At 48.3% G+C, this 21,845-nt stretch carries 21 protein-coding genes and 1 pseudogene; 17 read left to right on the top strand and 5 right to left on the bottom strand.

What is annotated here, in order from left to right; translation table 11 throughout:
• Positions 1 to 116: 116 nt before the first annotated feature.
• Positions 117 to 1,094 carry a YpdA family putative bacillithiol disulfide reductase gene (locus HP398_RS01995; RefSeq protein WP_173621662.1) on the top strand — a complete coding sequence of 326 codons (978 nt, stop codon included), beginning with the start codon at positions 117 to 119 and terminating at the stop codon, positions 1,092 to 1,094.
• Positions 1,095 to 1,104: 10 nt separating this feature from the next.
• Here HP398_RS01995 and HP398_RS02000 read toward each other — a convergent pair whose 3' ends face one another.
• The gene (locus HP398_RS02000) at positions 1,105 to 1,443 is read right to left on the bottom strand and encodes a histidine triad nucleotide-binding protein (protein ID WP_007727375.1); all 339 of its coding nucleotides are present in this window, start codon (positions 1,441 to 1,443) and stop codon (positions 1,105 to 1,107) included.
• 73 nt (positions 1,444 to 1,516) lie between these two features.
• Positions 1,517 to 2,806, bottom strand: a complete 1,290-nt coding sequence (locus HP398_RS02005) for an acyl-CoA thioesterase/bile acid-CoA:amino acid N-acyltransferase family protein (RefSeq protein ID WP_173621663.1) — start codon at positions 2,804 to 2,806, stop codon at positions 1,517 to 1,519.
• 155 nt (positions 2,807 to 2,961) lie between these two features.
• On the opposite strand from HP398_RS02005, the gene HP398_RS02010 reads away from it, so the two are divergent.
• A complete protein-coding gene (locus HP398_RS02010) occupies positions 2,962 to 3,402 on the top strand; it encodes an Rrf2 family transcriptional regulator (RefSeq protein WP_012686286.1) in 441 nt (146 codons plus the stop codon).
• 100 nt (positions 3,403 to 3,502) lie between these two features.
• Here HP398_RS02010 and HP398_RS02015 read toward each other — a convergent pair whose 3' ends face one another.
• Both HP398_RS02015 and HP398_RS02020 read right to left on the bottom strand, forming a co-directional pair.
• On the bottom strand, positions 3,503 to 4,966 hold the full coding sequence (locus HP398_RS02015) for an MFS transporter (RefSeq protein WP_173621664.1): 1,464 nt from the start codon (positions 4,964 to 4,966) through the stop codon (positions 3,503 to 3,505).
• A gap of 48 nt (positions 4,967 to 5,014) precedes the next feature.
• A pseudogene (locus HP398_RS02020) lies at positions 5,015 to 6,081 on the bottom strand (bifunctional transcriptional activator/DNA repair enzyme AdaA).
• Positions 6,082 to 6,403: 322 nt separating this feature from the next.
• Between HP398_RS02020 and HP398_RS02025 the strand changes: the two are divergent.
• The 14 genes from HP398_RS02025 to HP398_RS02090 all read left to right on the top strand — a co-directional run bounded on the left by HP398_RS02025 (position 6,404) and on the right by HP398_RS02090 (position 18,586).
• Positions 6,404 to 6,778 (top strand): response regulator, encoded by a 375-nt coding sequence (locus HP398_RS02025; protein ID WP_106833858.1) that lies wholly within the window; start codon positions 6,404 to 6,406, stop codon positions 6,776 to 6,778.
• A gap of 138 nt (positions 6,779 to 6,916) precedes the next feature.
• Positions 6,917 to 8,278: an ethanolamine ammonia-lyase subunit EutB gene (locus HP398_RS02030; RefSeq protein WP_173621665.1), complete on the top strand. Its 1,362-nt coding sequence runs from the start codon at positions 6,917 to 6,919 to the stop codon at positions 8,276 to 8,278.
• 20 nt (positions 8,279 to 8,298) lie between these two features.
• Positions 8,299 to 9,132, top strand: a complete 834-nt coding sequence (gene eutC / locus HP398_RS02035; RefSeq protein ID WP_017248250.1) for an ethanolamine ammonia-lyase subunit EutC — start codon at positions 8,299 to 8,301, stop codon at positions 9,130 to 9,132.
• 76 nt (positions 9,133 to 9,208) lie between these two features.
• Complete coding sequence (locus HP398_RS02040) at positions 9,209 to 9,418, top strand: hypothetical protein (RefSeq protein ID WP_007727355.1); 210 nt, start codon at positions 9,209 to 9,211, stop codon at positions 9,416 to 9,418.
• Positions 9,419 to 9,795: 377 nt separating this feature from the next.
• On the top strand, positions 9,796 to 10,728 hold the full coding sequence (locus HP398_RS02045) for a helix-turn-helix transcriptional regulator (protein ID WP_173621949.1): 933 nt from the start codon (positions 9,796 to 9,798) through the stop codon (positions 10,726 to 10,728).
• Between the two features lie 82 nt (positions 10,729 to 10,810).
• Positions 10,811 to 11,305: a GyrI-like domain-containing protein gene (locus HP398_RS02050; RefSeq protein ID WP_017248252.1), complete on the top strand. Its 495-nt coding sequence runs from the start codon at positions 10,811 to 10,813 to the stop codon at positions 11,303 to 11,305.
• Between the two features lie 124 nt (positions 11,306 to 11,429).
• A complete protein-coding gene (locus tag HP398_RS02055; protein ID WP_173621666.1) occupies positions 11,430 to 12,014 on the top strand; it encodes a TVP38/TMEM64 family protein in 585 nt (194 codons plus the stop codon).
• 11 nt (positions 12,015 to 12,025) lie between these two features.
• Positions 12,026 to 12,715, top strand: coding sequence for a response regulator transcription factor (locus tag HP398_RS02060; RefSeq protein WP_007727348.1), 690 nt, complete (start codon positions 12,026 to 12,028; stop codon positions 12,713 to 12,715).
• A gap of 7 nt (positions 12,716 to 12,722) precedes the next feature.
• Positions 12,723 to 14,069 carry a HAMP domain-containing sensor histidine kinase gene (locus HP398_RS02065; RefSeq protein WP_173621667.1) on the top strand — a complete coding sequence of 449 codons (1,347 nt, stop codon included), beginning with the start codon at positions 12,723 to 12,725 and terminating at the stop codon, positions 14,067 to 14,069.
• A gap of 81 nt (positions 14,070 to 14,150) precedes the next feature.
• Positions 14,151 to 14,777: a LysE family translocator gene (locus HP398_RS02070; protein ID WP_144615922.1), complete on the top strand. Its 627-nt coding sequence runs from the start codon at positions 14,151 to 14,153 to the stop codon at positions 14,775 to 14,777.
• Positions 14,778 to 14,992: 215 nt separating this feature from the next.
• Entirely contained in the window at positions 14,993 to 16,204 is a 1,212-nt protein-coding gene (locus HP398_RS02075; protein WP_173621668.1) for an MFS transporter, read from the top strand.
• A gap of 81 nt (positions 16,205 to 16,285) precedes the next feature.
• Positions 16,286 to 17,260, top strand: a complete 975-nt coding sequence (locus HP398_RS02080) for an LLM class oxidoreductase (protein ID WP_173621669.1) — start codon at positions 16,286 to 16,288, stop codon at positions 17,258 to 17,260.
• A 28-nt stretch (positions 17,261 to 17,288) separates the two neighbouring features.
• Positions 17,289 to 17,618: a winged helix-turn-helix transcriptional regulator gene (locus HP398_RS02085; protein WP_173621670.1), complete on the top strand. Its 330-nt coding sequence runs from the start codon at positions 17,289 to 17,291 to the stop codon at positions 17,616 to 17,618.
• 14 nt (positions 17,619 to 17,632) lie between these two features.
• Positions 17,633 to 18,586 (top strand): NADP-dependent oxidoreductase, encoded by a 954-nt coding sequence (locus HP398_RS02090; RefSeq protein ID WP_173621671.1) that lies wholly within the window; start codon positions 17,633 to 17,635, stop codon positions 18,584 to 18,586.
• A 546-nt stretch (positions 18,587 to 19,132) separates the two neighbouring features.
• On the opposite strand, the gene HP398_RS02095 is transcribed toward HP398_RS02090, so the two are convergent.
• Positions 19,133 to 20,362 (bottom strand): MFS transporter, encoded by a 1,230-nt coding sequence (locus tag HP398_RS02095; protein ID WP_173621672.1) that lies wholly within the window; start codon positions 20,360 to 20,362, stop codon positions 19,133 to 19,135.
• 244 nt (positions 20,363 to 20,606) lie between these two features.
• Here HP398_RS02095 and HP398_RS02100 point away from each other — a divergent pair, with 244 nt between their 5' ends.
• The gene (locus tag HP398_RS02100) at positions 20,607 to 21,731 is read left to right on the top strand and encodes a P1 family peptidase (protein WP_017248263.1); all 1,125 of its coding nucleotides are present in this window, start codon (positions 20,607 to 20,609) and stop codon (positions 21,729 to 21,731) included.
• The last annotated feature ends 114 nt before the right edge of the window (positions 21,732 to 21,845 follow it).

The raw sequence follows: 21,845 nt of genomic DNA on the forward strand, positions 1-21,845 counted from the left end.
TTCATTGGTCAGATTTTGGTAGAAACCTTGCCGGGGTGCCCGAACTCTTTTGTTGGGAATGCGATATGATATGATGAAGGAATAAGAATAGAGAGAATGAAGCGAGGCGGAGAGAAATGGAAGACGTACTGATTGTAGGCGGTGGGCCTTGTGGACTGGCAGCGGCAATTGCCTGCAAGCGAGCTGGACTTGATCCTATCATTATTGAAAAAGGGTCGCTTGTCCATTCGATTTATCGCTACCCGACCTATATGATTTTTCATAGTACACCTGATTTACTGGAGATTGGGGGCGTCCCTTTTGCAACGGCGAACGACAAGCCGACCAGACAGGAGGCGCTCAATTACTATCGACTGGTAGCCGCGCGAGAAAAATTGCGTGTGAACGTATATGAGACGGTGACGGAAGCGAAGAAGACGCCAGCTGGCTTTCATATCACGACAACGGACAGATTCGCCAACACACATACGTACGAAGCGAAAAACCTGGTGATCGCCACAGGTTACTTTGACAATCCAAATCGGCTGGATGTACCAGGCGAGGAGCTGCCGAAGGTTTCGTCCTTCTACAAGGAAGCACATCCGTATACAGGGCTGAAAGTAGCGGTAGTAGGGGGTAACAACTCTGCCGTAGATGCGGCGATGGAGTTGGAGCGGGCAGGAGCAGAAGTAACGGTGATTTGCCGCCGAACGGAGCTCTCCGGCAAGGTCAAGGCATGGACAAGGCCTGTTTTTGAGAGTCTGATCAAAAAAGGACGCATCCACATGCTGTTCGGTGCAACAGTCGAGAGCATTGAGGAGCGTTCTATCAAGGTGAAAACAGGGGAGGAAGTCATTACCCTTGCCAATGATCATGTGTTTTCATTGATTGGATACCGTCCGGATCGTACCTTCCTTCATTCGTTAGGGGTTATGATTGACGAGGAAACGGGAATTCCGGCGCATCATCCAGAGACGATGGCGACGAACATCCCAGGTCTCTATATAGCGGGAGTCATTGCGGCGGGCCAACACGCAAACGCCATTTTTATCGAAAATGGAAGGTTTCACGGTGAAGGTATCGCCCGCCACATTGCCTCTCAAAGGGAGCAGTAGCTGATAGTGATTAGAACTGCCACTCCAATTGTCTGCCTCCGATGAGGTGGTAGTGCAGATGGAAGACGGTTTGTTGTCCGTGTTTGCCAATGTTGGTGACGATACGGAAGCCATCCTCGTTCACGCCCATTGTTTCTGCTACTTTTTGCAGCGACAGATGAAGGTGACCGATCAGCTCCTTGTCCTCAGGCTCGATAGCCAGAACGGATTGTATATGCTTTTTCGGAATCATCAGGACATGTACAGGGGCAACAGGATTAATGTCGTGAAAAGCCAGTACATGCTCGTCCTCATACACTTTTTTAGACGGAATGTCTCCGTTTACAATCTTGCAAAATAGGCAGTCCATAGGGCAATACATCCTTTCTAAAATGATAGATCGTAAAGCCTACTTCGTCATGCGAGTAGGCTTTCCCTGTTTTTTACCCTGGAAAAGTCCGCTCTAAAAACTGAAGAACCTCACGCCAAGAGTGCTCGGATGCGTAGGCGTTGTTTTTGGGCGTACCACCATTGAGCTGTATGCGAGTAGTTGGTATGTAAGGAAAGCGGATTCCGTGTCCTGTATCCGCATAACGCAAATGCACCACTGAATGAGCAAACTGATGATCCTTCAGCCGTTGCACCATATGCTCGCATTGCTCTGCTGCTGGCCACCAGTGATCGTCATCCGAGGAGAGGAAGAGGATCGGGCCATTGATTTTTTCCACCGGGATTTCGGCATCTTCTAACCAATCACAGGCAGCCCAGGCTTCGGCATGGATATGATCGATACGTAGACCTGCGTCGAGTCGCTCCTGCGAGACTTTTGTCTGATCCTCTGTCCATGGCACGAAAGGAAGTGGCTCTCCTTGAAACGACCAAGAGGATTGTGGGGAGAATGTGTCTGATCCAGCGAATGCCTTATCCGTCCCGATATTGACAGTAGAGCTGGGACTCGAAGCAATAACAGCATGTACGTCTTGATCAATCGATGCTGTGACTAATGCCAATTCTGCTCCTTTGGAACGTCCGAATAACGTAATTTTATCAGGATGTACGGAGGGCTGCTGCTGTAGCCAATGAATGGCGTGTTGAACATATTCGATCGGGATCTGGCGAATATCGTCTGGAAGATCATTGCATTGGAAGTAAGCGAGTGCTAGCGCTGGATAGCCGTGAGAGGCGAACAAAGCAGCAAATTGGGAGCATGAACCAACTCCGCCTTCGCTACCACCTAGTACGACAATGGCGGGTTTTTGCTCTGTGTGGGGTTTTGAAAAATACAGACCGACTAGCCCATGGTCTGTCACTTTCTGTATCGATACGTCGCGGGAGACAAAAATACGTTTCACGACTGCTTTCGCTACGGGTTTATCGCATACTTCTGCCGTTAATTCTATCTCGGTGGAGCGTGGGGTGAACTGAAAATCGTCCAGAGAATAAGCATGATAGAAACGCATGGTCTGGACATTCATAGACCAGAACAGCCCCATCGGATCAATTCCCTCATAAGTACCAAACAAGGGGGCTTGAGAAACTAAATCGACGGAGCCATTTTCGTCCGCTTGAAAGATGGCATGTGATGATGCAGTCAAATCTCCTCCAGGCAACCCATTTTTCAGAGTGGCATGAAGGGTGATTAATTGATTCGGGACAAACCCGCTAAGTGTAATGTGGACGGGAACATCTAGTAAGGCTGTAGCAGGCGTAACTTCAATTTGTGGAAGCATCATTTTAGTCAACACTCCTTCCAGATTAAGGGGACACTTGACAAAGTTATTATAGTAGAATGAATAAAAGTTCGATGAGACGAAATGTGACGGTATGGTTAACTTGACTTCTTGTATGGGGTGTAACTATAATCATTACAACGAAAGGGTGACATCGTATGAAAATCAGCAGCCGTTTCTCCATTGCAGTCCACATCTTATCACTGCTTTCCATTGATTCTAATTCGCATTGTACTTCCGAATGGATCGCGGGTAGTGTGAATACGAATCCGGTCGTGATCCGACGTGTGCTGGGGCTGTTGAAGAAGGCTGGGCTCGTGAACGTACGTGCCGGAGCTGGCGGCGCTTCTCTCGCCAAGGAACTGGATCAAATCACGCTTCTAGAGATTTACCGTGCAGTTGACGTCGTGGAAGAAGGGCAACTTTTTCACATCCATGAGCAACCGAATCCTGATTGTCCAGTGGGAGCGAATATACAGTTTGTGCTAGAGTTGATTTTGACCCGTGCGCAGCATGCCATGGAGGAGATTTTGGGCGGAGTGAAAATGTCCGAGCTCGTAGATAACCTACGTCAAAAAATAACAGAAAAAGCGCAGTAAGAAAAAAATGCCCTTGCGTATGCGAGGGCATTTTTGCGAGGAAGGAGTGCCAGCAACGTGTCGATTCCCGCCACCTGACGGGTGGGGAAGCTTGCACAACTTATCCAGACTGACGGACTATATTCTTCTCCTTCCAGCTATCTTTCTTCGATTGCGGCTTCATGAGAAAAAATCCTAACACGATTGCGATAGCGAAGAATATGGCAAAGAATCGGAAACCGTTGTTCGTTGCATAGATCAAGGCACTCTTTGATTGAGCGATTTCTCCCGCTCCCGTTTCGGAAAATAGCGGCAAGACGGATGAAGACTTGACGCTTAGCTGTACAACTACCAATGAAAGAGCTTGACTTATTGCCCGACACATTTCATAGACGGTCCAGAACATACCTGAAGCGGAGCCAGCGCGCTCTTGCGGAGCAGCAGATAGGACTGCTTTTGCGAGCGAAGGCCAGGACAGACCAGTGGCGGCGGATATGATAAGAAGCGGAATAATCACAGCCATGTTCGATAACTGAGAACCAAGTTGTCCAAGTAGCAGAAGGGCTAAGCCTATTAGGAATGATCCTAACAGAATCATACGCACGGGGCCAAAACGGTCGGCAAATTTACCGCCAAAGGGGGCCGTGAAGAGTTGGGGAATCGATAATGGGATCAATAACAATCCCGCTTCCAAAGGGCTTAAACGATGTGCCCCTTGCAGATATAGCATCAGGAGAATGGTGACGGCGAAGTAACCAATGCAATAACTCATCGTGATTCCAAGACCAATCGAATAGTTTCGATAGGTGAAAAGGCTTAGAGGAAAAAGTGGATTTCGAACACGTAGTTCGATGAGTACGAATGCTATCCATAAAAGTAGAGCGGTTGCAAAGAGGCTAAGTGTGGGTACCGATGTCCAACCCCAAGACTGCCCCTCAGACAGTGCGACAAGCAGAGCGACTAAACCGGGTCCAAAGGTCAAAATCCCCGGCCAGTCAGTCTTGCCCTTTTCGATTGGGGGCGTGTTTTTGAGAACCAGGAGGCCAGAGATCAAACCAATGACTCCAGTGGGGACAGCTACAAAAAAGATGGATCGCCATCCGAAATCACCGATAAGCGCGCCTCCGATCACCGGACCGATGAGTGATCCAGTCACCCATGATATGTTGTTAATCCCGAGAGCGATTCCGAGCTGATTGGGTGGGAATGTCCGTATGAGGATTGGTGTTGCTGATGCCATTGCCATTGCCGCACCAGTTCCCTGAAGGAGTCGAGCACCGATCAGTGTTGCGCCTGAGTTCGCAAGTCCGCAAAGCGCAGTGGAAATCGTGAACAAGGTGAGCCCCCATAAAAAAATGTGCTTGGTTCCGAGCATATCCGACCAACGCCCAGCTGGAAGCAAAAATAATGTGCTCATGATGTAGAACGCGGTAATCGTCCACATACCAATGTTGATCGGAATACGCAAATCTTCCATGATAGCAGGAAGACCGATAACCACAATCGTTGCGTCTAAGTTAGTAATGAACGAAACAAGCGTGACCACAGATAAAACAGCCCATTTATTCGATTGTATGGGTCTCAATTTGTACACTCCTTTGCTTATTCATCCATGATCCATTTGCCGGATTTTTCACGAATCCGAGTCAAATGGGGCGGGCGTTTCTTTTTCATGATGAAGCAGCCAGCGTTTACGTGAAAGTCCTCCTCCGTACCCACCCAAATCACCATTGGAGTTGATGACACGGTGACAGGGGATGACGATCGCTAACTGATTCGCACCATTTGCTTGAGCGACAGCACGAAAGGCGCTTGGTTTCCCAATAGCTGCTGCAACCTCGGAATAGGATGAAGTTTGACCGGGGGGAATCGTTTGTAAATGCTCCCAGACCATTTTTTGAAAAGGCGATCCGCACATAAACAAAGGCGTTGCAAATTTTGTTAACTCTCCGTCAAAATACTCCATTAACTCACGTTCAATCGAACGAATTGGCGCTGTAGAACCAGGGATAATCGCTGACTTCGTTCTTTGTCTTAGACGTTCAACTTCTCGTTCCAAGCCGCGGCGATCTACGAATTCAAGTAGATATAGCGCTGTTTCATCCGCGATAGCTATCATGGGACCCAGTCGCGTATCCAGCCACGATGCCTTTAAGACATGATGATCTCCAAGAAGAGTAGGTGCTGCCCCCATAATTCGTGAAAATGCTCTCGAAACCCACTGCTGGACTCGTATCCGGTGGATAGTTGGGCATCAATGATTGCTTTTCCTTCTCTGATTTCTTTCAGTGCAATCCCCATACGTCGCGCCCTAGCATATTCGACGAACGTCATGCCAAAACGTTTTTTGAATTGGCGTCGCGCTGTTGCAGCGTCCACGGATAATCTTTGAAAATCTTTTTCCGTCCAGCGCTGCTCGGGGTTTTCTTCTACAGCGCTAACTAGCAGACGCACAAGCTCTGAAACATGATTGGGATGTGAAAGTGGACGGCAGCGCTGGCAGGGCCGGAATGAGGCTAGAAGTGCTTGTTTCGCATGATCAAAAAACTCACAATTAATAAACTTAGGTTTTCTAGCTGGACATGTCGGGCGACAGAATACGCCAGTTGTCTTGACTCCAACAAAAAAGACACCTTCATATTCTGAGTTTTTATCCAGTAACGCCTGATAATACTCGGACTTCATCTCGGCCGTTATCATTCTTTTCCCCCTCGATTATTATGTTTTCATTTTATCGCTCACCCAAAATGACTGCAGCCGAAAATCGTACATTGATTTTTTTAGGCGAAGACAAGACTCGGCGGGAAAAGTACCGTGAAAGGCGCGGTTTTAGGAAAAACGGATAGTTCGTGGAAATACCATCTCTGACGCTCATGGACAGGATTTAAGCTGGAATTAGCCTGAAAATATAGATATAATAAACGTATTCAGAAATATGCGATAAACCGACAACGGCGTCGGTTGCGTATGGAAATGATGAGCAGTTGGCACGTCCGTTCAATGGTGATCGGGAGGTGGAGTATTGCGTCAGCATTATCGAGTCATCATCATAGACGACGACCCCATAACGCGTATGGACCTGGTCGAGATGTTGCAAGAGCAGGGATATAACGTCGTAGCTGAAGGAAAAAACGGCAAAGAGGCAGTTCGATTGACGCAAAAGTGGAATCCGCATCTCATTATTATGGATGTCAAAATGCCAATTATGGACGGTTTGACAGCGACTGGGATTATCCGAGAGCATTCGGACGCGGCCATCCTTCTCTTGACTGCTTACAGTCAAAAGGACATGGTCATGCAAGCCAAAGCAAAAGGGATATGTGCCTATCTGGTCAAACCCGTCATGGAGGAAGAACTGCTACCGGCAGTGGAGTTCGTGCTTACGGGCAAACAATGAACGCAAAAAAGTGAATCGTAGGAAGAGCAACGGCGCTTGGACCAAGGCGAGCATTTCGTCTTATGTTTCGAAGCGCTTTTTTACGTTCCATGAGATAGAGTTTACGGAAAGTTGAAAAGAAAGTGAGTGAAGCTAGAGATGAAATTGGCTTGCGTTGTACGTAAACAGCATTACCAGTTTACATCGGTTCGTGATGTATTGGCTAAAGCGAGTGAAGAAAAGTCTGGCGATCACATGAGTAAACTAGCAGCCAATTCCGCACTGGAGCGGATGGCGGCCAAAGTCGTATTAAGTGAAATGCAACTTTGTGATATATATGAAAATCCAGTCATTCCTTACGAAAAAGACGAAGTGACACGGATCATTTATGATGATATCAATCTCTCCATTTACAATGAGATTAAAAATTGGACAGTAGGGGAGCTACGGGAGTACATCTTGTCGTTTTCCACAGGAATGCCTGAGCTCACAAGAATTAGCCGTGGACTCACAAGCGAGATGATTTCCGCTACCGCCAAGCTGATGTCCAGCATTGACTTAGTCATGGCTTCCCAAAAAATGAAGCATCAAGCGTACTGCAACACACTGATTGGCGAGCCGGGAAGACTGGCGTTCCGTTGCCAGCCGAATCACCCAATCGATGATCCCGATGGCATTTTGGCTTCGATGAAGGAAGGCTTGTCATACGGATCTGGCGACGCTGTTATTGGAATTAACCCCAATAATGATTCCGTTGAAAGCGTTACCAAGCTCTTGAAAATGACACATGATTTCATGCAAAAGTGGGAAATTCCTACGCAAAACTGCGTTCTGGCTCACATCACGACACAGATGCAGGCTCTTCGCGGCGGAGCGCCCATTTCTCTGATGTTCCAAAGTCTGGCAGGTTCACAACGAGCGAATGATGCGTTTGGCGTGAACAAGGAGATTTTGGATGAGGCCATGGATTTGATGCTTCGAAAAGGCACAGCGTCGGGACCAAACGTCATGTATTTTGAGACAGGGCAAGGCTCTGAAGTGTCGCTGGACTCCCATGAAGGCGTCGATATGCAGACGCTAGAAGCCCGTACGTACGGTTTTTGCCGTCACTGGAAGCCGTTTATGGTCAATAACGTCTCTGGCTTTATCGGACCAGAAACACTTTATGATGGCAGACAGATGATTCGTGCTGATCTGGAAGACTTATTCATGGGCAAGCTGCATGGTTTGCCGATGGGAATCGCTCCGACTTATACGAATCACATGTATGCGGATCAGAATGACCAGGAGATTGCAGGGATGCTGACAACCTTGGCAGGGGCGAATTTTTATATGGGCGTACCAGGTGGGGACGACGTCATGCTCAGTTACCAAGACACGAGCTACCACGATGACGCCAGCTACCGCGAGCTCTTGGGACTGCGACCTCTCCGGGAATTCGAGAAATGGTTGGAGAAAATGGGCATTATGGAAAATGGTCGTTTGACAGAGCGTGCAGGCGATTTAACCATTTTTGACTAGCGAGCGGGGAGGTAAGCCAGATGAAACAGATCAATATGGACGACTTGGTTCAGCGCGTAATCGATGAGCTGTCCAAAATAGGGCAGGGCGTAATTGATTTTCCTGAGCAAAAGCAATGCGGGGTAAAGAACCCCAACAATCCAGAAGCATTGGAGCAAGCGATGAAGCGAACGCCGGCTCGTATCGGAATCGGTAGAGCGGGTACCCGAATGAAGACGGGTAGCTATCTGCAATTTCGCATAGATCAGGCAGCGGCTCGCGATGCGGTCATGAAAACAATCAGTCCGGAACTGATCGAGAGCTTGCAGCTTCCTGTTCTCCATTCAAGAGCGACGAGCATGGAGGAGTATTTAATGAACCTCGACTCGGGCCGGATGTTATCGGATGAATCCGCTCGTTGGCTGGAGCAGAATGGGGATAAAGGAAAAGACGTTCAAATCGTCATCTCGGACGGACTCAGCACCTCAGCGTGTGAGGCGACGATTCCAGACTTGCTGCCTGCGTTAATCCAAGGTCTTTCCATGAGAAACATCAGTGTAGGAAAGCCAGTATTCATTAACAAAGGTCGCGTCTGGATTCAAGATCAGGTCGCGTCCATCGTAAATTGCAAGGTCGTCATCTCCTTGATCGGGGAAAGACCGGGACTTGCAACGGCAGAAAGTCTCAGTGCTTACATGATTTACAAACCGGATGCCAATACGGTAGAATCAGATCGTACGGTTATTTCTAATATTCATAAGGGTGGCACGCTACCGATTGAGGCAGGTGCGTACCTTGCAGAGCTTTTGGAGGAAATTTTGAAGTACCAGGCGAGCGGTGTAAAATTATCACAGCTTCGGGCGAATAACGGGTAGATTCCCACTGGCGCTTCCTCCTGTCTTGCACTAGAATACATAGAAGATAACCAATTTCTATGAGGAGTTGCTACGCATGACGGAGCCAAACCAAAACGAAAAAGAAACCACTGAGCAAAAGCCTGGGAAGATCAGCCTGCAAGAGGCGATGAAGCGCAAAATGGCGGAGAAAAAACAAGCGCAAGCACAAGCCAATAATCCGTTGAATCAAAAGGCGCAAAATCAGAGCATGAAAAGCCAACTCACCAAAAAACCAAACAATCAACGCAGACGTATGGGCGTATAGTTTCGAATGAAGCAAGGCAAAAAGGGAATGTGCAGCAAGTTTAGGCTGCAGATTCCCTTTTTTGTATGATCATTGATCCGGAATGCTCTTCAAATTTTTAAAAAGTATCGATGAACCAACAAAGCTGGTGAGAAGAAAAAGCACAGGGCTCGTAGACCTTGACAACGCCTACCCAGTCGGAACTTCAAAAAGGGGACCATGCTTGTCGAACACTTATCCCTCGAGAATCTTCCGCCCGTAGGGTGGCTTTGGCTCGACGGTCCCCTTTTTGAAGTGGAGACGAACAGTCAATCCCCCTGCTGGCGTGCCAGAGTCGAAGAGAACTGTGCTTTTTCTTCTCCTCCACAATGTTGACCCAAACCAAATGGGGGCAAACCATGAAGGTAGAACGGCTACTCGCTATTGTTATCATGCTGTTGAATAAGCGCCGTGTGAGCGCTCGTGAACTATCCGATCACTTTGAAGTATCCTTGCGTACGGTCTATCGGGATTTGGAAACCATTAACGCAGCCGGAATTCCGATTGTAGCGTACCCTGGGGCAAGCGGCGGTTACGAGATCATGGAGAATTTTACGATCGATCGGCAATACTTATCCTTGGACGAGCTGGTTGCGGTTATCGCTGCGCTAAAAGGCGTTCATTCCTCCACAGATGATAAGCAAATCGGACAGCTTCTGGAAAAAATAAAAGCGTTGCTCATCACGGCACCATCCTCTCTGCAAGGAAGTGCACATCCCGTTGTTTACGACTTCAATCCGTGGGGCAGTACACCGGCAATCGCCGAAAAAGTAAACAGGCTGCGGGAAGCCATCGAGAAGAGACTTCGTGTGCGGATCACCTATACGAAAATGCAAGGCGATGCGACAGAGCGCACCATTGAGCCTGTAAAACTGATTATCAAAGGGTATGTGTGGTACGTGTATGGCTATTGTTTACAGCGCCAGGAGGATCGTCTGTTTCGCTTGTCACGGATTGCAGACATGTCTGTGCTTACAGAGGAGTTTTCGCCACGCCCGTATCAACAAGCAGATAAGCTGGAATGGCTCGAAGAATGGGATACGTCAGAGCGAATTTCACTTGTCCTCCAATTTTCTTCGAGGGTACATGTAAGAGTGCGAGATATGTTTGAGCCCAAGGCGATTGAGACCATGCCGGATGGCTCGCTTTTGGTAAGGACGATGATGACAGACGATGAGTGGTTAAACGGCATGCTGCTTAGCTTTGGCGATGCCTTGTTTGTACATGAGCCTGTGCATGTGAGGGAACGAATGAGGGATATAGTAAAAAGAATGACAAAACTTTATGAATGAGTGTTGAAACGTTGACAGATAGTTGTCAAGGTAAGGTCATTATACTAAGTCATGTAAGCAATCTCTTACAGGAGCGTGGTTAATGATGAACCCAACGATTGTCAAACTCGATGAAATGCGTGTAGCAGGCTTGCAAATTCGAACAACCAATGAGGCGGAATGCGGACCGAATGCGAAAATTGGGGATCTATGGCAACGCTATTATCAAGAAGAGCATCCCTTCAAAACTCCCCATCAAAAAGAGCCGGGTGTTGTTCTGGGTGTGTATTCCGATTACGACAGTGACGAGACAGGCGAGTACGCCTTGTTAGTAGGAACCGTTGTAGAAAAGAACGGTGAGCTTCCTGCTGAGCTCACGGTCAAGACTCTACCGGCTTCTACCTATGCCGTATTTACGACGCGCGTAGGCCCGATGGTAGAGGTTGTGATGGAAGCGTGGGCGAAGGTGTGGGAGTGGTCCCATCAACCGGGGAACAAGCGGACATTTACCGGAGATTTCGAACGATATGACGGAGTGCGCTGCGCTGATCCCAACAACGCGCAAGTAGATTTGTACATTGCGATCTCAGAAGAATAATGGTGCAGCAAATCATACAAACAGTCGTAGTCGATCAGGCTACGACTGTTTTGCTTTTTTCCATGATTTCTTCACAAGTTTCGATTACTCTAGAGAGAGTGGTAGAGGGGAGTCATACAGACGGATGGATTGGATAACGAATGTAGAAGCCCTGGCAGAGTGGATTCGCTCTTTAGGGATGCTGGGGATTATCGGTAGTATCGTATTGAACATCGTGATTAGTGTGGCAGGTGTATTGCCGTCCATTTTTTTATCGGGTGCGAATGCGGTCGTGTTTGGCTTGTACGGAGGGTTCTTGATTTCCTTAACGGGAGAGGTAGTTGGTGCTTGCATTGCCTTCTTCCTTTACCGCTACACGATCAAAAAAGCAGATCGGCGCGAAAAACTGAAATCGTTCAAATGGGTACATGCCATCAATGGAACGACGAGTTTTCGCAAATGTCTTGCCATCGTTTTGCTCCGGTTGAATCCGATGATGCCTTCCGGTGTGATCAATTTAGGTGCGGCTTTGACGAATATCACTTTCGGGCAATTTTTAGTAGCGACCTTGATTGGAAAAGTGCCGTCGATGGTTTTTGAAACATTCGTCGGTCATGATCTGATTACTTTTAGTGAAAACAAGTTTCGCTTGCTCTTTGCCTTGCTGGCAGGTGCTCTCGTCTTTTTGCTTTTCTGGAAAAAAGGAAAGGGTCAAATTCAAGAGGAGTAGGGGGGATTCATATGTCTACCATTTTGCTAGTTGATGATGAGCCGCAAATCTTAGAAATATTGTCCTCCTATCTGCAAAAGGAAGGCTATCATGTTCTGACCGCCCAAACAGGCAAGGAAGCAGTGGAAATGGCCACGACGATTTCATTGACCTGTATCATTTTGGACCTGATGCTACCTGATCTGAGCGGGGAAGAGGTCTGCGTCCAAATTCGTAAAGAGTCTCGTGTCCCGATTTTGATGTTAACGGCGAAAAGTGGAGAGGCGGATCGAATTCGCGGGCTTACGATTGGCGCTGATGACTATTTAATCAAGCCCTTTAGTCCGAGAGAACTCGTAGCGCGTGTTCGAGCCGTCATGCGTCGTGCGGGCGATTATTCAACACTCTCCGATTTCATCGAGGTGGGAGACTTGACCATATCGATGAATGAGAAGAGAGTCACGAAAAATGGAGTCGCTTTGGAGGTTACGCCAAATGAATACCGCTTGCTCACAACGCTTGTCCGTTATCCAGGGAGAACGTGGGGCAGGGAGGAGCTCGTGCGTGAGGTCATGGGTTTTGATTTCGAAGGATACGACCGAACCATTGATACGCATATCAAAAATCTTCGCCAAAAGATAGAGGTAGACCCGAAGCAACCTGAATATATCAAGACGGTGTATGGATTGGGATATCGCTTTGACGATCCCATGAAGAAGTGAGGCCACGATGAAGCATATTTGGGTAAAGCTCGCCTTTGTGATCATGACAGTCGGCGCATGCGCTGTTCTTTTCTCCTCGTTGTTGTCCGTAAAGGAAATGGATGTTCATTTTTCCATGTATGCCAATGAAGTGAGAAATCAGCATAACCAAGAAATATCGCGTGTCGCACTCCAGGCGTATCAGGACAGTCAAGGCTGGGGAGCGGAAGCCTATCATAAGCTTGAAGCGGTTTCTGAGGTCTTGGGATTGCATATCACTCTCCTCGATCAACAGCAACAAGTACAAAACGAATGGGGTAAGCCGCGAGTCCATATGAGCAATTACAGTGTAGACAAGATTCCCCTTGTCAGTAAGGGAGTCATGATCGGGCAACTGGTAATTAGCCACGATGATCGGAGTGCGTACATGACCTTGGAAAGTCATTTCCAATGGGCGCATAAAAACACGACGTTGTGGACGATGGCTGTGCTGCTCATCTTGGTCATTATCATCAGCATACCGCTCGCTCGGACCATGGTGCGTCCCGTCGTCCAAGTGAGTACCGCAGCTCAACGAGTCGCGCGTGGCAATCTGTCGATACGCGTCCCGGAGCCTCGTGGCAAGGATGAAGTTACGTCATTGGTTGCTGCTTTTAACAACTTGGTCCAAAGTCTTGAACATCAGGAGGAGCTGCGCAAGCGACTGACCTCCGATATTGCCCATGAATTACGAACACCACTGAACACCTTGCTGGCGCAAGTAGAGGGGATGATCGACGGCATATGGGAAGCCACTCCCAAAAATCTCGAAAGCACAAGGTCAGAGGTACTGCGTTTGAGCCGTCTCGTCCGCGATTTAGATCAGGTGATTCAGGTGGAGTCGGGTTCCTTGCAAATGCGCAGTGAAGAGGTAGAACTACGAGAGGTTGTCAAAGAAGTCACTGAGTCAATGAGTGCTACGTTTGCCCGTGCACAAATGAATTTTCACTTCAAAGGAGATCACGCTGTCTGGATCAAAGGGGACAGGCAGAGACTGGCGCAAATCGTGGCCAATTTGTTGACGAATGCCTGCAAGCATACGCCAGCGGGTGGAGAAGTCGTAGTCACAGTAGACAAATCGAGTACGATGGTCCGGTTGCAAGTGAAGGACAGCGGCACAGGCATCGATCAAAAGGACCTCCCGTACGTCTTTGAGCGTTTTTATCGGGGAGATCGCTCGCGAGCAAGGGAACGCGGTGGAGCAGGATTGGGGTTGACGATTGTGAAAGGGATCGTAGAGGCACACAAGGGAATCATCTCGTTGGATAGCAGAGTGGGTGAGGGAACGACCATCACGATTTTGTTTCCACCACGAGCTCATGAAGGCGAAAAGTAAGCCTAAACCGTATCGTTCTCGCTGCACATCGTTTATGATTAGGAAGAGAATTTGAATATTCGATACAAAGAGGGAGAGCACATGTTTGATTGGACTACCATGGGAGCATTTTTGGCTGTTGTGATCGGCCTCTTTTTAATTCCGGGACCCGCTGTCCTGCTAACTGCGACGCGTACCGTTCAGGGAGGACGTAAAGCAGGGATTATGGCAGGGCTGGGCATTGCCACCGGCGACTTCATTCACACGATTTTTGCTGCGGTTGGTTTATCCGCAATATTGATGACATCTGCATGGGCATTCAATCTCGTAAAATTTGCGGGAGCGGCATACTTGGTCTATTTAGGTGTTCGGGCCATGCTTGAAAAACCGGTTGACCCAGAGCTGCCAAAAGTAACACCGTTGCCGCCGCTGCAATCGTATGGGCAAGCCATCCTCGCAGAAGTTTTGAATCCGAAGACGGCGTTGTTCTTTCTGGCGTTTCTGCCGCAATTCGTACATCCTGAGCGTGGAGCAGCCATTCTTCAATTCCTTGTCCTGGGACTGATTTTCGCTATCTTGGGGTTCTTTTACACCGCGTTGATTGCGATCAGTATCAGACCGTTGGGGCATCTGGTGAAACGAATTTCCTGGCTGGGTCGCTGGAGTGGCAAGATCGTAGGTTCTGTTTACATCTTATTAGGATTAAAAGTAGCGCTGCAAGAGAGATAAGGTATGAGTCGGGGAGTCAGTCTTCCCGGCTTTTTTTATTGCTTGATTACTGGTGTAAGGTACTTTTTAGTGCCTATGATACTTGAAAGTACGTACTTCCTATCAAGTGAGGCATGAGACATAATAGCATTCAGATCCAACATATTCGCCAATCATGATAAGTAAGGGCCCTGCTTTGTGAATGGCAAGAAAAATTAAGGGAGGATACAACTCAGATGAGCACGATTACATCCAACGTAAAGCAGCAAACAGCTGATGCGAAAAACTCCACTCTTGCTTTACTTGCTCTCGCAATCAGTGCATTTGGTATCGGGACTACTGAATTTGTTATCGTCGGTTTGTTGTCTACAGTCGCACAGGATTTGAAAGTAACCATCACCTTAGCTGGACTTCTTATTTCTGGATATGCATTAGGGGTAGCTATTGGAGCACCGATTATTACAGCACTCACAAGTCGAATTCCACGCAAAGCGCTGCTCATGCTTTTGATGATTGTCTTTGCTGTCGGAAACAGTGCGGCAGCCTTGTCGAGTAGCTTTGCGATATTAATTATTGCCCGTTTCTTTACCGCGTTTTCTCATGGGGTATTTTTCTCTATCGGTTCGACGATTGCAGCCGATCTGGTGCCAGAAAACAAGCGTGCCAGCGCGATTGCAACGATGTTTACGGGTCTGACTGTTGCAACCGTTACAGGCGTACCTTTGGGAACGTTTATTGGACAAATGTTTGGATGGAGAGCGACTTTTTGGGGAGTTGCCATTCTTGGCGTGATTGCCCTTATCTCGACAGCGATTCTGGTACCAAGCAATTTGAAGAAAGCCAAGCCTGCTTCTATTAAAGACCAAGTGAAAATAATCACAAACTTGCCACTGTTGCTTGTCTTTGCGATTACGGCACTTGGCTACGGCGGTACCTTTGTAACCTTTACGTTCTTAGGTCCGATTCTGGAAGAAATCACAGGTTATCAGGCGAGTGCCGTTAGTCTGATACTTCTCGTGTATGGGATTGCGGTAGCGATTGGAAATACGGTCGGGGGAAAAGCAGCTGACAAGAATCCGATAAAAGCGCTGCGCTGGATGTTCATCATTCAGGCGATCATTCTGATCATCTTAACATTTACCGCTCCTCTTAAATGGGTGGGAACGCTCACGATAATGTTGATGGGCCTCCTGGCTTTTATGAACGTACCGGGCTTACAGGTATATGTCGTGCAGTTGGCTGAAAAATACGTGCCTAGTGCTGTTGATGTTGCTTCTGCCATTAACATTGCTGCTTTCAATCTCGGCATTGCGATTGGAGCCTTCGTGGGAGGAATCATCGTCGATACCATTGGCTTGATTCATACGCCATGGGTCGGCGGAGTGATGGTGTTAGGTGCCGCATTACTCACAATGATCAGCAGCAAGCTGGAAAAAGCTCGTCGTTAATCGTACAAAGACGGCGGATGCGATGAAAGCATGCGTTTCCGCCGTTGATTTCCAAATACATCACGTGAGGAGAGAGCATCGATGAGCAAATTCGACGGTCATTATGGTTTTCAGCGAATGTTCCAAGAAGGGAAGATGACCTTGGGATTTCACATTCCGCTGGAAGCATACGAATGGGAAGCACCGACAATGGAGCGCCAGGTTGAACTCGTCCAAGCGGCAGAAGACTATGGCTTTACCGGAATCTGGCTGCGGGATGTCATTTTGCAGGACCCCGCTTTTGGTGACCCTGCAACCGGGCAAATTTATGACATGATGATTTATTTAACCTATTTGGCTGCGCAAACCAAAAAAATCGCTTTTGGTACCTCGAGTATCGTGCTTCCACTGCGGCATCCGCTGCGCGTGGCAAAAGAGACAGCGACCATTGAAAATTTGTTTCCCCAGCGCTTGATGATGGGTATTTCTTCTGGGGACCGACGGGCTGATTTTCATGGATTGAATGTGCCGCATGAACAGCGTGCGGAGCTGTTTCGCGATGGCTACGACTACTTGCAGAAGGTCATGGCAGAGGATTTCCCAAAAATCAACTCCCCATACGGCATGATTGATGGAGCGAATCTGGTGCCAAAATCAACCGCGCCCATTCCTACCTTTATCACGGGGTATAGTCAACAAACGATGGACTGGTTTGCGCAAAACGGAGATGGTTGGATTTATTACCCGCGTGATCCATTCAATCAAGCAAATGCCATCCAAGAATGGAGAGAGCTGGTCCAGATATATCATCCAGGTGTATTCAAGCCGTTTATTCAGCCTCTTCACTTGGATCTTGCGGAAAATCCGGATGAGTCGGTCACGCCGATTCGATTAGGGTACCGAGTCGGTAGAAAAATGCTTTTAGAACTGCTGGCCATGTATCAAGAGGTCGGCGTGAATCATTTGTTCTTCGCCCTGTTCCCTAGCAAGCGTCCCATTGACGAGGTTATCGATGAGTTAGGGCAAGAAGTATTGCCTTATTTCCCGGCACATATCGATTCACCGGAGCGAGTTTGACTACAGCTTCATATGAGGAGGGGAGGAAATGGAAAAATACAATATCCCTGTAGAGGCAACATTGGAGGTCATTGGAGGGAAATGGAAAGTGGTGATCCTCTGCTTGTTGGCAAAAGGAACAAAGCGGACAAGCGAATTGAAACGCGCAATGCCTGCCATCACACAAAAAATGTTAACGCAGCAACTGCGTGAACTGGAAGCGGACAACATCATCACCCGCAATGTATATCAGCAGGTTCCCCCACGCGTCGAGTATGACTTGACTGAGTATGGCAAGACTCTGTCGAAGGTTCTGGATGTCATGTGTGAATGGGGAGAGAGTCACATCGAAAACCAATTGCGAAAAATAGTCGAATGAAAAGGGGAAGTTCGATGAGAGGAATTGGCATCAAGCAATACGGCGGTATTCAGAAGTTAACAGAAATTGAATGGCCTATAAAACCAATCGGGCCGGACGATTTACTCATTTCGATCAAAGCGAGCGGGGTAAATCCCGTGGATTGGAAGGTGCGGGAAGGACTGCTGCAAGCAGATTTTCCTTTTGAACTGCCACTTATTTTAGGGTGGGATGCGGCGGGCACGGTAACAGCTGTCGGTACGAATGTGCAGGATTTTCAAATCGGGGATGATGTCTTCTTTCGTCCAGAACTGGAAAGAGAAGGGACATACGCAGATGAAATTGTCGTTCCCGCGAATATCGTAGCCCCGATGCCACGTGGTTTATCGTATGCTGAAGCGGCCTCGCTTCCGCTGGTCGGACTAACGGTTTGGCAGGCATTGGTGGAGGTAGGGAAGGTGCAAGCGGGAGATAAAGTCCTTGTGTTGGGGGGAAGCGGCGGGATTGGTTCCATGGCGATCCAGCTAGCAAAAGCACTAGGTGCCTATGTGGCGACGACAACCAGCTCCAAAAACAGCGATTATGTCCGTGAGCTGGGAGCAGATGAAGTCATCGTGTATGATCAGGGATCACTTCATACCCCTACACAATTTACATTCATGCTGGACACGCTGGGTGGAGAAGCATACGGTGATGCTTTAACATTTATGAAGCGGCAAGGAAGAGTGGCAACCATTATCAGCGAGCGTGATGCCAAGAAACCTTCGTTCGCTGAAGCGGCTGAGAAAGAACGAGAGCTGGATGTTACTTTTGTGTTTACGCGTCCAGATGGGGTAAACATGAATCGTATCCGTGAGCTAGTGGAAGCCAAACACGTAAAGCCTTTTTTGACTAAGATATATCCATTGACCATTGAAGGGGTTCGAGATGCGCATCTCTATAGTCAAACGGGTAGAGTGCGTGGGAAGATTGTGCTCGTCCATTCATGAGAGGGAGACAGGGCGTGAGTAAGTTGCGCGAATGTAACAGCGGCGGGCTAGGACTTGCGTTTTCAACCGAGCCCGTTGCTGTTTTCATAAAAAAGCCAGCGTGATGGTGTAGATCACCTTCGCTGGTAACCGCTAGCATCATCTCTTTCGAATTACAGCCCCCTGCAGAACAAAGGTAATCCCTAAGATTCCTGCGATGGCAAGCAGGCGGATAAAACCGTTGGAGACAAAAAGATTGACACAGATCAGCCCAATTATGATCAGAATAAGCAAAATCACCGTTTTCCCCGACAAATACGTATGCCCCTTTCCTCAGACAAAATGAGTGGTCTCGTCAAATCGGAATAGGCGGGTAGTTCCATGGCGTATGTAATTTGACTTTGTGGTTGTCAGAATCTTCTGTTCATCATCTGAATACCTACTATTGTAACGAATACAATCGTGGAAGAAAAGGCGGGATCACGTGAAAAAACTCCCTTCTGTCATCGCCAGTTGCTCACCTGTACGCTTGAGAGGGAGTTTTTGCTTGTGATCGTGGTACACTTGTTACTTCGTCGCTAGCTGACGCTCCGTTGTCTGCTGCTTCAACGGCTGTCCGGCCAATTGGGATCGTTTGGATCGAATCAGGATGGCAGTAATCAACAGCGCAATGCCATTGATGATAAAGACGAAGCGAATCGGGATGAGTCCCCCGAGAAATCCGCCAATGATTGGCCCCATCATCGTCGCAAGCTGCGTCGAGGATTGGTTCAGGCTAAACGCTCTGCCACGAAATTCTGGTTCCGTAACTTTTACAATCATGGCGTTGATCGATGGATAAACAGCGGCAAAAAACAGTCCGTACGCGAATCGCAAAATGCCAAATCCGTACAGATTGGTGAAGAAAAATTGCAGTAAATTTCCGATGGCTCCACCCATTAAGCCGATAAACATGATTTTGGAATAGCCGACCTTTGTCCCGAGCTTTCCCCACTGTGGAGCAGCAATGACTGTCGCGATTCCTACTGCCGCAAAAATGATGCCGGAGCTAAGGGATGCATCTTGCTGCGAAGCGCCTAACTGCATGACATACACGGTTAATAAAGGTTCAAGAAGCATAACGGAAATCGTGACCATCAAGCTCATACCTAGTATTGACATCAACGGGCGGTTTGCCATCGCAGCGCGCAAATCTTCGCGTACACTCGAGCGACTGCCGGAGCGGTTCAAGTTCGTTTCCTTCACGAAGAAAGTAGCGATCAGCGCTGCTACGAGCACGACAAATCCTGAAAAAATGAAAGCTTCCGCGTTTCCCCACACATGACTGACGACACCGCCAACCAACGGACCGATGATTCCTCCTGTTGCACCCGAAGTCGCCATAATCCCCAGTGCGTACCCGACGTTTTTTTCTGGTGTATTCGTCGCTACCAACGCAATGGCGGCAGGTACGTAGCCGGCAAGCAAGCCCTGGAAGATCCGTAACACAAGAAACAAATAGGGGTCCGTAATAAAGTACGTCAAGAAGTACAACAAAGCGAGGCTAAATCCAGAGCGAATCAACATAGGCTTTCGTCCATATTTGTCCGCAAGAGAGCCCCAAAATGGCGAGATGAGGGCACTTGCTAAAAACGTAATGCCAAACGAAATGCCGGACCAGGCTTCCAGATGCTCATTGACCCCCAGTGAAGTATGGAGGAAGATGGGCAGGAAAGGGATGGAGATGGAGTAGGCGGTGCTACAGAAAAATACCCCAATCCATAACACAATCAAATTACGTTTCCATGAAAATTCCATCTTTCTGTCACAACCTTTGCAGTTAAAAAGCAGGAATATTGTTACTGATCATTCTAGCACTGCATTTTCAGGCTTACCAATTCGGAAATATGATCGGACTATTGCAAAAATGAAATAAGAGGAAATCTTGACGTTTTTGCAGGATTGAGCATTCCGGCCGATAGCGCTATCATAAAGAAACAGACTGAATTTTCTAACAACTAAGAAGAGCTGTCCAATTACGTAAGGAAAGGTGGTTGTGAACATGGCCAAAGATTGGAAGGATGAGGGACAAGTAGCCCCTGCTGTATCCAGGCGAAAGTTCCTGCAAAGAACAGCGATGCTTGGTCTCGCTGCAGCTGTACCGGGATCGTTTTTGGCAGCAGGCTCTGCTACGGGACAGGAAGCGAGCGAAGGAAAGAAGCCAAAGCTTGCGGGTGGTACCATTGTCGATGTTCCTGGCGTCAAAGTCGGACAAGTCCAAAATGAGGAAGCCTTGACGGGCTGTACAGTGATCGTGCTGGAAAAAGGCTCAGCGTGCGGGGTAGATGTACGAGGCTCTGCACCTGGGACACGAGAAACGGATTTGTTGAATCCGATCAATTCTGTCCAGGAGGTCAATGCTGTCGTTTTAACAGGGGGCAGTGCCTATGGCTTGGATGCGGCAAGCGGTGTCATGCGGTATATGGAAGAACAGGGGCAAGGCTACAATGTTGGGGTGGGCGTGGTCCCTATCATTCCAGCTGCGGTTATTTTTGATTTATCGATCGGCAGTGCCAAAATCCGTCCGGATCAACAAATGGGCTACGAGGCTGCTCGTCTTGCCAGCAAACAGCCAGTCCAGCAAGGAAATGTTGGGGCAGGGACGGGTGCGACAGTTGGAAAAATGGCTGGGATGAAGCGAGCGATGAAGGGTGGGCTTGGAACAGCTTCTCGCCGTTTGCCAAATGGTCTCGTGGTAGGTGCAATCGTAGCGGTGAACGCCGTCGGAGAAGTGCGGTTACCCTCCACAGGAGAAATTTTGGCAGGAGCGAGGGGAGAGGATGGCAATATCCGCGATAGCTTGTCATGGATGATCGATGCTGCAACACCCCCGGTTCCGGCAGGGACGAACACTACCATCGCAGTGGTCGCGAGCAACGCGAATTTGAATAAAGTACAAGCGAATAAAGTCGCGCAAATGGCGCATAATGGACTCGCAAAAACGATTCATCCGGTTCACACGATGAGTGATGGAGATACGATTTTTGCCATCGCCACAGGGGGCGTGGATGCTTCGGTCAATCTCGTCGGGACGCTAAGTGTAGAAGTGCTGGCGGAAGCGGTTGTTAATGCGATCCTTTCTGCCAAAGGAGCGGGTGGGGTACCTGCTTATCAAGATTTACGCTGAGTGATTTCCGGTTCGAGCCTCTTATTCCTTGATGGATAAAGGGTTTCGAACCGTTTTTTATGCGAATGTGCTCCGCGAAGAAAAAAATTCCAATAAAGCATCGATATAAAAAGC

This window comes from Brevibacillus sp. HB1.4B, assembly GCF_013284285.1.
Taxonomy (GTDB): Bacteria; Bacillota; Bacilli; order Brevibacillales; family Brevibacillaceae; genus Brevibacillus; species Brevibacillus porteri.